This window comes from Dyadobacter linearis (genome assembly GCF_907165045.1).
Lineage (GTDB): Bacteria > Bacteroidota > Bacteroidia > Cytophagales > Spirosomataceae > Dyadobacter > Dyadobacter linearis.
In genome coordinates this window covers 285,226-298,277 of sequence record NZ_CAJRAU010000002.1, presented here as the reverse complement: position 1 = coordinate 298,277, position 13,052 = coordinate 285,226, and the positions used below count along the sequence as shown (strand labels likewise).

General features: G+C 47.1%; 12 protein-coding genes. 6 read left to right on the top strand and 6 right to left on the bottom strand.

Annotated features, from left to right (window positions below):
• Position 1: 1 nt before the first annotated feature.
• From KOD92_RS07370 to KOD92_RS07360, 3 genes are read left to right on the top strand one after another with little or no spacing between them, the layout of a single operon-like run.
• A complete protein-coding gene (locus KOD92_RS07370) occupies positions 2–925 on the top strand; it encodes a glycosyltransferase family 2 protein (protein ID WP_229254578.1) in 924 nt (307 codons plus the stop codon).
• Positions 922–1,881, top strand: coding sequence for a glycosyltransferase family 2 protein (locus KOD92_RS07365; RefSeq protein ID WP_215232911.1), 960 nt, complete (start codon positions 922–924; stop codon positions 1,879–1,881). The genes KOD92_RS07370 and KOD92_RS07365 overlap by 4 nt, the downstream gene beginning before the upstream one ends.
• A complete protein-coding gene (locus tag KOD92_RS07360; protein WP_215232910.1) occupies positions 1,878–2,648 on the top strand; it encodes a glycosyltransferase family 2 protein in 771 nt (256 codons plus the stop codon). The genes KOD92_RS07365 and KOD92_RS07360 overlap by 4 nt, the downstream gene beginning before the upstream one ends.
• A gap of 5 nt (positions 2,649–2,653) precedes the next feature.
• Here KOD92_RS07360 and KOD92_RS07355 read toward each other — a convergent pair whose 3' ends face one another.
• Positions 2,654–3,541 (bottom strand): glycosyltransferase, encoded by an 888-nt coding sequence (locus KOD92_RS07355; protein WP_215232909.1) that lies wholly within the window; start codon positions 3,539–3,541, stop codon positions 2,654–2,656.
• 118 nt (positions 3,542–3,659) lie between these two features.
• Between KOD92_RS07355 and KOD92_RS07350 the strand changes: the two genes are divergently transcribed.
• From KOD92_RS07350 to KOD92_RS07340, 3 genes are all read left to right on the top strand, one after another.
• On the top strand, positions 3,660–5,615 hold the full coding sequence (locus KOD92_RS07350; RefSeq protein WP_215232908.1) for a sialate O-acetylesterase: 1,956 nt from the start codon (positions 3,660–3,662) through the stop codon (positions 5,613–5,615).
• A 52-nt stretch (positions 5,616–5,667) separates the two neighbouring features.
• On the top strand, positions 5,668–7,782 hold the full coding sequence (locus KOD92_RS07345) for an outer membrane protein assembly factor BamB family protein (RefSeq protein ID WP_215232907.1): 2,115 nt from the start codon (positions 5,668–5,670) through the stop codon (positions 7,780–7,782).
• A 112-nt stretch (positions 7,783–7,894) separates the two neighbouring features.
• Complete coding sequence (locus KOD92_RS07340) at positions 7,895–8,533, top strand: hypothetical protein (protein ID WP_215232906.1); 639 nt, start codon at positions 7,895–7,897, stop codon at positions 8,531–8,533.
• Between the two features lie 12 nt (positions 8,534–8,545).
• On the opposite strand, the gene KOD92_RS07335 is transcribed toward KOD92_RS07340, so the two are convergent.
• The 5 genes from KOD92_RS07335 to KOD92_RS07315 all read right to left on the bottom strand — a co-directional run bounded on the left by KOD92_RS07335 (position 8,546) and on the right by KOD92_RS07315 (position 13,045).
• Positions 8,546–9,478 (bottom strand): aldo/keto reductase, encoded by a 933-nt coding sequence (locus tag KOD92_RS07335; RefSeq protein WP_215232905.1) that lies wholly within the window; start codon positions 9,476–9,478, stop codon positions 8,546–8,548.
• A gap of 127 nt (positions 9,479–9,605) precedes the next feature.
• On the bottom strand, positions 9,606–10,031 hold the full coding sequence (locus tag KOD92_RS07330; RefSeq protein WP_215232904.1) for a hypothetical protein: 426 nt from the start codon (positions 10,029–10,031) through the stop codon (positions 9,606–9,608).
• 11 nt (positions 10,032–10,042) lie between these two features.
• Positions 10,043–10,399 (bottom strand): hypothetical protein, encoded by a 357-nt coding sequence (locus KOD92_RS07325; RefSeq protein ID WP_215232903.1) that lies wholly within the window; start codon positions 10,397–10,399, stop codon positions 10,043–10,045.
• Between the two features lie 187 nt (positions 10,400–10,586).
• The gene (locus KOD92_RS07320) at positions 10,587–10,922 is read right to left on the bottom strand and encodes a hypothetical protein (protein ID WP_215232902.1); all 336 of its coding nucleotides are present in this window, start codon (positions 10,920–10,922) and stop codon (positions 10,587–10,589) included.
• Positions 10,923–11,164: 242 nt separating this feature from the next.
• On the bottom strand, positions 11,165–13,045 hold the full coding sequence (locus KOD92_RS07315; RefSeq protein WP_215232901.1) for a RagB/SusD family nutrient uptake outer membrane protein: 1,881 nt from the start codon (positions 13,043–13,045) through the stop codon (positions 11,165–11,167).
• Between the last annotated feature and the right edge of the window lie 7 nt (positions 13,046–13,052).

Below are 13,052 nucleotides of genomic sequence, written 5' to 3'. Positions count from 1 at the left end.
AATGCCAGAAATATCAATCGCGTTGTGCACTTACAACGGTCAGGAATTCTTGCCCGAACAGCTCGATTCAATTCTTAATCAAAGTATTTCAGACTGGGAAATTGTCGTTGTCGACGATTGCTCTTCCGACCAGACCTGGTCGGTACTGGAACGATATGCAGCTGCTGACAAGCGGTTCAGGCTTTACCGGAATGATCATAACCTGGGTTATAATAAGAATTTCGAGAAGGCGCTGACGCATTGCCGGGCTGAGTTTATTGCTATTTGTGATCAGGACGATCTCTGGCATCCCGACAAGTTAAAAATACAGCTAGCGGCTATTCAGGATCACAAACTGATTTACCACGACTCGGAATTCATCGCCCATACCGGGGAGAAAATGAATATCAGGATCTCTGATAAATTCAATTTTTACCGGGGCAACCGTCCCGAACCTTTCATTTTTCTGAATTGCGCATCGGGACATAGTATTATGCTGCGCAGTGAGGTGGTAGCCAATGCAATTCCGTTTCCGGAAAATTTCCATTACGATCAGTGGCTTGCATTTGTAGCGGCAGACAGTGGTTCTATCGATTTCCTCGAACAGCCACTTGTACAATACCGGCAGCACCGGAAAAACAATACCGACATTCTTGCAATGCACGCAGTGCCCAAGTCGCGGGAACAAAAGGTGGAGGAGCTGGAACGCGAAAAAGAGTGGCTTCGCCTTTGCCTGAACAAAACGAGGGATAAACCAAACCAGCTTATCGCCGAACTTTACGCGGCCTGCAGGAAAAGAAATGCATCTTTGTTGAGCATTTCCTATGCGATGATCATCTGGAAAGACCGGGACCTTTTGTTATATCTGCTAAAAAAGCCGGAGCTGAGCAAGTTTTTCTTTACCCTGCGCAAGATGTGGGGAATCTGGGCCAAAAAGTTCTTATGAATCCATTAGTAAGCATCATTATTCCCTCCTATAATTACGGATTTATCATTGAAGAAACCCTCCGGAATCTCCAGGAGCAATCCTATACGAACTGGGAAGCACTGATTGTCGACGACGGTTCCTCTGACAATACAGCGGAGGTAGTTCGGAAATTTGTGGCTCAGGATAGCAGGATACACTTTTTTACCCAAAAAAATAAAGGAGTATCAGTCGCCCGTAACCTTGGCTTTGCGCATTCGAAAGGAAGCTATATCCAATTCCTCGATGCGGACGATCTGCTCAGTAAAGATAAACTTGCCGTTCAGGTTGAATATCTGGAAACACATCCTGGAACTGATATTTCGTACACCGATCACCTGTATTTCGAGCACGACCGGCCGGAAATTATGTATCCAGATTATGAAATGAACAATCATAACTGGCTTCCAAAGATTGACGCCAAAGGTTACGATGCGATCAATACACTGATCTACTCTAATATCGCGGTGGTAAGCAGTCCGATGCTGCGCCGGGCGGTCGTCGAAAAAGTGAAGGGTTTCCCTGAGTTCAGTAACTATACGGAGGATTGGGAATTCTGGTTTCAATGCGCCATTATGGGCGCGAGATACACTTTCCTCGATGACGACCGGGCCAAAACGCTCATCAGGATCCACCAGCGTAATACCAGCAGGAACATCCAGATCATGCAGGCGGGAGAACTTCAGTTCCGGAAAAGGATCGTAGCGCAGCTGCGGGATTCGCAGGTGCTGAATGCCGAGGAGAAGGACATTTTGTTGCAGCGCAATGCAGCCAGCACCCAGAAGCTGTACAAATACATGATGTACCACGCCGATCTGGGCAGCCTTCCCCAGCTGAAAATCCTGTATAATCTCGTCGATCGGAAGACTTTTATATCCTATTACTTCAAGTCGCTGAATTTCAAGCGCAAGGAGTTGTTTAAAAAGAAAAAAAGATGACCCAGGTACCTGCCGCCTTACCTACGGAAATAGATGTGATTATCCTCAGCTACGCAAATACTGAGGCGCTTCAAAAAGTAACACTCGACAGTGTCGAAAGTCTGGTCGCATCCGAGGATCCTGCCAGGATCAAATTCAATATAGTCGTGCTTGAATCGAACAAAACGCTGAGACCTTTTCAGTATCCAAATACAAAAACCGTATATCCGTGGCAGCGGTTTGGGTACCATCGCTATATGAACATTGGTATCAAAATGACCAAAAGTCCATTCATTTGTATCAGCAATAATGACCTGATCTACTATCCCGGCTGGGCGAGCGAGATACTGGCTGCTTTTAAGCAGGATCCGGAACTCTACAGCGTTTCGCCAGCGTGCAATGTGCATCATCCCGAGCAGGGAATCGCATTGAATAGCGGCAATCATTATGGTTATGAGGTTCGGAAAGAGCTGGTCGGCTGGTGTATTTTGTTTAAAAGGGAAATGCTTAAAATCACCGGCAAGCTGGATCCGGCATTCAAATTCTGGTATGCGGATAATGATTACAGTAATACGCTGCAAAAACACAAACTGAAACACGCACTGGTCACTTCATCGATCGTAGAACACCTGGAAAGCCGGACGCTTAATACTAAGAATGTGAAAGAGCGCCTGGAACTGACGAGCCGCGAGCGCTTTTATTATGAATATAAATGGGAAGGAAGAAGCTACTTTTCTTATCTCAACCGACTGAGGAAATTTTATAAAGAGCTGAAAAAGATCAGATAAGCAGCTTATTGCTTTTGCATTTTCAGGAATTTCCGCATTAATTTAAAAGGGAAAGAAAAGGTCGCAACCCGCGATCTCCGGGTACTCCAGATCAGTTTCAGCATTTCAGATCTTGGATAATCTTCTGCATTAACGCGCTGCTGCAAAAACACTTCAAGGGCATCGCGCTCTATTCTCTTCAAATGCTGTTCCGGAATGGCGTCCACATTAACCGGCAGTACTTTGCTCCATTTACGGTGTACTTTCAGGATTTCGTCCATCCACGATTTATTGAAATTTCCCTCTGAAAAATGTTTCAGCAGGATATTAAAAGTCACAATCGCTTCATATTCCCTGCTTATTGCGATTGAGAAATCGAGGTCGTAGCCGTGGAATTTCGTGAGCAGCTTGCTGTCAAACGGGTATTTTAAGGCAATCTCTTTTTTGGTACAAAACCAGCATCCGTCCACGCAGGCCACTTTTGAGAAACTCTCACTTTTGGGATTGCGGTAATCATGCATATCTGGTTTTCCGCTGTGCTTGTAACCCTGGATCAGGTTGCAGTAAAAGCCGCCATTTTCCTGTAAATAGTAGTTATACCAGCTGGAAGGCGCTAGCGACTTGTATCCGCCGCCCGCAATACCTATCAACCCCAACTTCTCATTTTGACCAAACAATTCCAGCACTTTGGCGCCCCAGTTCGCCGTTTTCATTTCCATATCCTCGTGCATAAAGCAAAGCACAGGAAACTTCGCGAGGCGGGTGCCTTCGTTATAAACCGCACATATCCCCTTTCCTGATTCCCGGTTGTCAATCCCAATGATCTCATGCGGCACGCCGATCGTGGCGGCGATGTTCTTGCTGACCATTTCCAGTTCCGCGGGATCTATTGAACATATTATAACTGAGATCATATTTTCCGGTTGCCCGATTTATCCTGCGGAAGTGATTTCGCAGTGGGTAAAATTAACATATTAAGTAGAAACCGCCCCCTGAACGCATTTATTAGCATTCCATCTTTGTCCCTTAATTATGAAGCGTCTGTTTTTTGTTCTTTTAGTATTGATTCAAACTTCGGCTTTTGCGCAGGTTAAGCTCGCGCGGCTATTCTCTGATCACGTGGTTTTGCAGCGACAAAAACCGATTCCGGTCTGGGGCTGGGCGAAGGCGGGTGAAAAGGTGAAAGTTACCCTGGCAGGACAGTCGGTGGAAGCAAAGGCAGATAAATCGGGGAAGTGGCTGGTCAGTTTCAAGCCACTGGAAGCTGGCGGCCCGCATTCGCTGACAGTTTCGGCGAAATCGGGGAATGTGACGATTAATGATGTCCTGGTCGGTGAAGTCTGGCTTTGCTCCGGGCAGTCTAATATGCAATGGGAAGTAGCTGCCGCAAAAGACTATGAAAAGGAACGAAACAACGCCAATTTTCCTCAGATACGTCACTTCCATGTCGACCGGCAGGTTTCACTCACGCCTGAGCAGGATCTGAAAAAGGGCGAATGGGAGATCGCTTCTAGCGAGACGGTCGGAGATTTTACGGCGATCGGGTTCTTTTTTGCAAGAGAATTAAACCAAAAACTGAATATACCCGTCGGCATCCTGCATTCGTCCTGGGGCGGCTCGCAGATCGAGGGATGGATAAGCAAAGAAGGAATGCTGGCTAGCGACGAGCTGAAAGAATATGCGCAAACCATGCCGAAAACCTGGGAAGAAGCGGATGTGGTAATGGATGAAAAATTGCGCCAGCAGCTATTTAAAAGTGCTTCTGCGACGCCAACTGGTGAGGACGAAAAGAAATATGTCTCCGGAAATGCAGACTTTGGAACCTGGCAAAAAGTAGCCGATCCGATCGGACAGTGGGATTGGAAAGGTTTGATGGGCTTTCGTGGGGCCGGCTATATGGCGAAGGAAGTGGAGCTGGCCGCTGATATCGTGTCAAAATCAACGGTATTGTCGCTCCCTGAGAATGACAGTCCGAATCAGATCTACATTAACGGAAAGCTGGTTCACGAAGGCGCTTTAAAAGGTGTCAGAAAAATCACGATCCCGGAAAATACCTGGAAAGCTGGAAAAAATCATTTGGTGATTAAGCTCGGTAATATGGTAGCCCATTCATGGTTTGGTCCTGGCTTCCTCGGTTCTGCAAATGATCTTTTTGTGGAAGAAGGCGGTAATAAAATCAGCATTTCGAAAGACTGGTACCTGATGCCCTCATTCGCAGAAAAGCACGAATACGCGCATTTGATGAATAATGTGGGAACTACCATTTATAATGCGATGATCGTTCCGCTCATTCCGTTCGCGATCCGCGGTACGCTCTGGTACCAGGGCGAAACCAATGCGCCGCGGGCGTTTCAATACCGTAAATCCTTCCCGCTGCTCATTAATGACTGGCGCAGATTATGGAACGATGAATTTTCATTCTATTGGGTGCAGCTTTCCAGCTTTGGCAGTGAAAATAACAGCAACCAGGGCAGCGGATGGAGCGAATTGCGCGAAGCCCAGAATATGACTTTGCAACTTCCAAAAACAGGAATGGCGGTAACCACCGATATCGGCAACCCGAAAGATATTCACCCGACCAACAAACAGGACGTAGCCAACAGACTCGCCGCCACGGCGCTGAAACTGGACTACGGTCAAAATATCCCCTACGCATCGCCACTGTTTGAAAAAGCTGAATTTACTGATGGAAAAGCCATTGTGACATTCAATAACGTGGAAACTGGCCTGACCGTTAAAGATAAATATGGCTACCTGAAAGGTTTTGAACTGGCGGGTGCTGATAAGGTTTTCTACTACGCGATGGCGCAGATCGTTGATAATAAAGTGGTGGTTTCTCACCCGAAAGTGCCAGCTCCTGTGACGGTAAGGTACGGCTGGTCGGACGCGCCCGAAGATGCGAACTTGTATAATACTGCCGGCTTCCCGGCAAGCGCGTTCCGAAGTGATAACTGGCCCGGACTCACGGATCAGGTCAAATTCAAATAACTGCTACCCGTTATTTTGTTTTAATTAAAAATTCTCCTGTAAAATCAGTTTTATGTTAAAGCCTTTTTTGGGTGCTGTACTCGCCTCAGCGATCCTTTTCGGAGCTACTAATATGTCTCGAAATGGGGACACTGACAGCAAAGAATGGCCTGAATATCTCGGCGGCCCGGGTAGGAATCACTACTCCCCGCTGACACAGATCAATCCCGAAAATGTCAAAAACCTGAAAGTTGCGTGGACATATTCAATGCCGGATTCAGGACAGACGCAGGTGAATCCGATTATTGTCAACGGTACTTTGTATGGTGTTACCTCCACTGTACAGGCTTTTGCACTCGACGCATTTACAGGAAAACAGAAGTGGATTTTTGGAGATAAATCTAAAAACGGATCAAATACCAGCCGCGGTCTCACCTATTGGAGCGACGGCGACGACAAGCGGATACTGCACGCAATGGGCTCTTTCCTTTATGCGCTCGACGCTAAAACCGGAAAGCCGATCGAGAGTTTTGGCGACAATGGAAAGATAGACTTACATACCGGCTTGCCTGAGATCGCCGCAAAAAAATATATGGTTTCCAACACGCCAGGGACTATTTACCAGGATCTGATCATCATGCCGCTGCGTTTGTCGGAAGATTCAGACGCGGCGCCGGGCGACCTCCGGGCATTTGATGTGCGCACCGGAAAGCTGGTCTGGACATTTCATACTATCCCCTATCCCGGCGAATTTGGCTACGAAACTTTCCCGCCCGATGCGTACAAAAATACCTATACTGGCGCGGCCAATAACTGGGCAGGTACCGCCATTGATCGGGAACGTGGTATCCTGTATGTCCCGACCGGCTCGGCAGGTTATGATTTTTATGGGGGAAAAAGAAAAGGTGCAAATCTGTTCGCAAACTGTCTGATCGCGCTTGATGCGAAAACTGGCAAGCGGCTGTGGCACTTTCAGACAATGCACCATGATATGTGGGATCGCGATCTTCCAGCGCCGCCGAACCTGATCACCATTACGAAGGACGGACAAAAAATTGACGCGGTCGCACAGGTCAGCAAGCAAGGTTATGTATTCATTTTCGATCGTGTTACCGGAAAGCCTATCTACCCGATTCGTGAAGTAACCGCCCCTGGCACAGCACTTCCGGGAGAATTTCCATGGCCCACCCAGCCCGTACCGACCAAGCCTGCCTCCTTTGCGAGACAAGCCTACACGCTGACTGAAAATGACATCAGTCCGTACGCGCCCGACCGCGATTCCTTGAAGATGAAGTTTAAAACGTATAAAAAAGCCCTTTTCGCCCCGCCTTCCAAAGAAGGTACGATCATTATGCCTGGTTTCGACGGCGGAGCTGAATGGGGCGGCGCCGCAGCTGATCCGAATGAAGGCATATTATATGTGAACAGCAATGAAATGGCGTGGATACTGACGATGAAAGACACGCCCAAAGCAAGTGAAATGTCCAGTCTGAGTCCGGGTGAAAAGGTGTATACTACTTACTGCACCACCTGCCACGGGCCGCAGCGGCAAGGAAATGCGAAAAGCGGATATCCATCCCTCGTTGACATTGGTACAAGACGCGACCGCGCATTTGTGAGCCAGATCGTAAGTTCAGGAAAGGGAATGATGCCAGGTTTCCCAATGCTGACGGCCGACGAAAAACAGGCTTTGGTTGCGTTTCTATTCGGTGATGAAAAAGTGGAAGCAGCGTCGGAGGTAGCGGCTTCGGACAAAACTTATCTGCCTTATCAAAGCACCGGTTACAACAAATTTCTGGACAAAAACGGCCTCCCCGCGATCGCACCGCCGTGGGGAACACTCAATGCGATTGATCTGAATACAGGGAAATATCTCTGGAAAATTCCGTTCGGCGAAACTGAGTCGCTCAAAGCAAAAGGCGCACCTATGACCGGTAGTGAAAATTACGGCGGCCCGGTGGTCACAGCGAGCGGACTGCTTTTTATCGCCGCGACCAAAGACGGAAAGTTTAGGGTTTATGATAAGAAAAATGGCAGGCTGCTCTGGCAAACAACGCTGCCCGCCGCAGGTTTTGCGACACCTTCTACTTATGAGGTCAACGGAAAACAATTCGTTGTGATCGCTTGCGGAGGTACGAAGCTGGGGACTAAAAAAGGGAATCAGTATGTGGCTTTTGCTTTACCCTGATGCTTCTTGGCCAATACGTTGGCGAATTCATTCTTACCATTAAATCATTTTTTTAACATATCTCGGGACAATAGGCGATGTTTGAGTTTGCACACTTCAAATCTGGTCTGATATGTCTGAGGTTTTCAATAAATCTGTCGCTGCTACCAAGCGGGAATTGACTTTCATCTACGAAATGCTTTTCTGCGACGAGCTATCTTTTTACGCACAAACACTCGAAGATCTGACCCCATATCCCTGGTCGGTGCTGTTTAACCCCGCCGCCACGGCACCGGATTTATACGAAGTTATCGACAATTCGGACGATAATTCCCGCGTCAAGCTACTCGCTTACAACAAGTTGCTTCAAGGTCATCATCCTGTATTACGGCGGGAGATATTAGCTGTAATAGTTGAAGTCGGTTTGCAGAAAGGTCAGGACACGCTGGCCTGCTACCGTGATGGTACAGCGAGATATATTAATCACACCGGCAAGATCGTTTTCTGGGATTCGGTTAATCCCCATTCTAAGGAGCTAACAGACAGGATATTTGACGAAAGTGAAAAAATGATCGCACACCTTGGACCCTGGGAATACGGAAGACTAAATCCTCCAAAACCAGGATTCGCGCGAATCACTTTAATGGCTTCCAACGGATTATACTTTGGTGAAGCAGAAGCCGATACGCTGTTCAGCGACGCGCTGGCGGCTCCGGCTTTGCAGGCAGCAACTGCATTTCTTGGCTATATTACCACGAAGATCACTAAATGAGCAGTTGGATTATTATAGAGCTTCCACGAATTTCACCATCATTTTCCGTGCATTACTGTCTGGTAATTTTCCCGCGGCGGCGCCCAGGTTATCTGCCAGATGCTTCACATCGGATGTACCGGGAATCACGCAGGTTACCGCTTCGTGACTGACTATATATTTCAGGAAGAATTGCGCCCACGTTTTAATATCGTATTCCGAAGCCCAATCGGGCAACTGCTTGCCTTTCACCGCCCTGAATAAAGCGCCTTGCTCAAACGGTTCGTTGATTAAGACGGCCACGTTATTGTCTTTCGCTACATTCAGCAGGCTCGTTTCCGCGTTTCTGGACCTTATCGAATAGTTAAACTGCACGAAATCCACCGCCTTCGATTTCACGATCTGTTCCAGTTTCGAATGCGCGGAATCCGTGTAATGCGTGATTCCGATGTACCTGATCTTTCCCTGCGCCTTCCAGTCTTTGAGCGTTTTCAAATGCGTTTCCCAATCAAGCAAATTATGTATTTGCATGAGATCCAGTTTGGAGCGTTTCATTTTTTTCAGCGAATCATTCATTTGATCAATACCTGCCTGCCGGCCGCTGGTCCAGACTTTGGTGGCGAAGAAAAACTGGTCGTTGAGTTTGAGCTCGCTCGTCAGATCGCCGATCACCTGCTCGGCGCGACCGTACATGGGAGAAGCGTCGATCACTTTTCCTCCCAACTCATTCATTTTTGAAAGTACGTCGCGAAGTTCACTCCGATCTTCTTTTGATGTCCCCACATCGAATTGTTGCCAGGAACCCAGTCCTACAACCGGGAGTTTTTCACCCGTCGATGGTATCTTACGATTGATCAGCATAGCAGGTACGTTGGTTGCGGCGGCAGCAAATGGATCCAGTAGCATGGCAGCACCCGTCGCTCCCAATCCTTGCAGCGCCTTTCTTCTTGATAGTATCGTTTTCATTCGGCAAACATTTTCAATTATCAATTTACACAACAAAACGATTTAGCAAACCCAAAACCATCACAAACAGAAAAGGAGCCAGACAGTCTGGCCCCTTTTACTACACTATACACCAAAACTCCAACAATCACTTTCTTTCAATACTGAGGTCAACTTTGTAATCTTCCAGCTTCGGTGCGAGATTAGAAATAGGATAAGGAGATACTTCGCTTACCCGCAAAATGAATTCCTTATCACCCAACTTGAATACCTGAAAATCTGCTTTTTTGTCTCCTTTCACTGTAAAGTCTAAGTCTGTCTGGTTCGCTCCGTCGGAGATATTAAAGTTGATCTTAACATCCCCCAGGGTAATGCATAGCACATCTTTGGGGCAGCGGGTATCAACAATCTCGCGAACATCAACTTTCAAATCTGCTCCGGCTATGCTCATTGTCGCGGCCTTCCGGTAAGGTATGCTTGCTGATTGAACTTCATTTTGCGGTACTGCTGCGTCTTTTTTGTCGCAGGCGATCACACTCATGCAGATCAATGCTAATAGAATTACTTTTCTCATGGATATATAGATTAAAATGGAAGCTCATATTCTTTGGTAACAGGTTTGGAACTGCGTGTTTTGACTGTGATTCTCGCTTTGAGCGGACTGCCGGTTAGCAGGTAATATTTGATATATTCCTCTTCACTTCGCGCCCAAGATTTGTCTTCGAGATAATATGCTTCGGTGCCAAGTTTTCCAGCTTGGTAAGCCCATTGCTCTACGATATTAGGCTCGAAAGTGACAAATTGCCCCATACTTAAAAACTGGATACCGGGCAGACCGGCATTGCCGAGTTCTGTATTATGCTCTACTGTGACATTAATTGCAGTATTATCTTCAAGATCTTTGACAGACCATTGATCGATAACTGTCTTTTGATTTGCCATATTCAGGATTTTTTTGATTGAACTGGCCCAAAGTAGATAGGGATAAATGGATCAGGCATATCCATTTATTTGAAGGTTGGTTTGAATGATCGGAAGGCAGATCATCCTAATATGCACGATAAGGCACAAAAAAAGCCGGAATGAACTTCCGGCTTTCCCATTTGAATGTAAGGTTATTATTTCACGCTTACCCTACATTATTTCCGTCTTTATCTAATTTCACCCTGGCACTTTCACTGCCTTTGGCTACTTGCAATTCATAGTATTGCGTATTTTTTTGGTCAGTTACCAGAAAGGCTTTCTTTACAGTCCAACCCGCGAAATCGTCGCTTTTAATGGTTTTCTTAATTCCTTCCGGCAGATCTTCCGGCTTTACCGCGACCTTATCTTCCTTCGCACTTTTCTTAGTTGTCGACGTCGTTGTCTCAGTTTGTTGAGCTGCGTCTTTTTCAGCAGTTTGTGCCTGCACTGAGGTAAAAGAAATAAGCGTTAAGGCAAATGCCGATACTATTAGCTTTTTCATAATCTATGTTTTTTAGACAATTGATATTTGACTCCTGTGCATCCGCACTCGCTTTTTTTAATAATAGCTTTGTGCCAAAATGATTAACTGTCTGATTTAAAATAATTTACAAAAAAGCATTTAAGTGCTGAGTGGTTACATATCTCTACGTTTTGTAGGAATTTTCTTCAAAATCCGGTTTTAAACGACAAACCCCGCGCTTTCTCAGACGCGGGGTTTGCCTATTTTAATCCAAAACACTATTACTTGTCGTAACCTGGATTCTGTATCAACTTGGCGTTTCTGTTGATTTCATCCCTACTGAATGGGCGGAAATACATTTTGTCAAGCCAGGTCCTGTTTTCGTGAGACTTCTCTTCCACCGGCGTGTAAGTATAATTGTACACGGTCGGGTTGTAGCGGTAAGGCTCTTTCATCGACTGTCCCGCTTTGAATTTACCCAATACCGTAATGTATTGAAGTGGGCGGCCCAATGTAGCCTGTGCGATCATCCAGCGTCTTGCATCGTGGTAACGTTGCTCTTCGTAAGCCATTTCAACGCGTCTTTCATGACGGTAAGCGTCTCTCAATGCAGTTCCTGTGGCTTTAATAGCAGGCATACCAGCGCGGAAACGAATCCGGTTCAGCCAGGTCAAAGCCTCCGCTTCCTGTCCCAGTTCAATGCTCGCCTCGATGTAGTTGAACACAACCTCGGTTACGCGGAGGAACGGCCACGGAATATTCTGTCTGTCGGTATTATCGTACAACGCAGGGTTAGGATCAACGAATTTGCGCATATAGTAACCTGTGCGGCTACCATTCCAGTCTTCAATAGAACTGCTGCGCGTGTCCAGACCTTTGCGGTTGAACAATGTGCCTTTGTCGTCGAGCAGGTCGTAGGAACCTGTCTGGATCTGGTTGGCAGGATCATTTGCATCGGATGGCCGTGGTTTCCAGGGCGCTCCGTCGTAAAGCACAGTCGCGTAAAGACGTGGGTCACGGTTTGTATAAGGACTTGCCTTGTGCGTCGGGTTGGTCCATGAGAACGGGGTTCCGTCCATCATTTGGTAATCGTCTACCAGCAAGCCAATCGGCGTATTGCCAGCCCAGTTATGGTATCCGTTTGGTCCGTTGTTCAATCCCATCTGACGCGCAGCTTCATTCAAACTGGCTACAAAATAGCGCCCGAAAATGATCTCGCTCGCAGCAGATCCGTCCACACTTTTATCCAGACTACCACCACCCATTGAAATGGACACGTAGTTCTGTTTGCCTTGCTCGGGAGTTACAGGCGCGGTCAGATTCAACTTGTATCCGCCTGTGCTTGCATCCAATGCCACTTTTGCAGCCGTTTGTGCTGCTTGCCAGCGTGCTTTGCGATCGCCGCTTACGTATCCCAAAAATTCAGGATTCGGATAGGAAGATATCACCGCAGATTTTGTCTTGGCAGTAGTGATATCGTGCAGATCACTCGCTGCATAAAGCAATACGCGTGATTTCAATGCCAGAGCAGCAGTTTCAGTAGCGCGGCCTTTTACCTCCACTTTTCCTTTCAGCAACATTGCGGCGCTATCCAGGTTGGTCACCACGAACTTAATGCATTCATCGTAGGTATTCCGTGCCACTGAGTAGTCCTCATTCAGGTTGTAAACCCTTGTGATAATAGGGACAGCTCCGTAGTAACGCAGCAATTGCTGGTAGTAATAGGCTCTCAGGAAGTACGATTCCCCCATCAGGCGCGCTTTCAGCGTTTCATCTGTGAAAGTCGCAGTTTGCAGGTTTTGAATAGCCAAGTTGGTAGCGCGGATCCGCGTGTACATAGGTCCCCAGCCATAAGTATCGTCAACCCAACCCAAATTGGACGGACTCAAACTTCCTTCGTTCACTGTATTAATGTTTCTACCGGTGTGGGTAAAAACGGCTTCGTCGGTCAGGGATGCGAGCATTTGCTCACTAAATCCTCCCTGTTGCAGCCCCTGGTAAATACCAGTAACAAATCCTTCCGCAAGCGGCCCTTCCTTCCAAACTTCCTCACTCGGAATCTCGGTCGGTGGGGTCACATCCAGGAATTCAGTATCGCAGGACACGAGCCCGGTTGTGGCAAGTGCTGCTAGAAATATCCAATTTTTATAACTCAATTTCATGATTGTT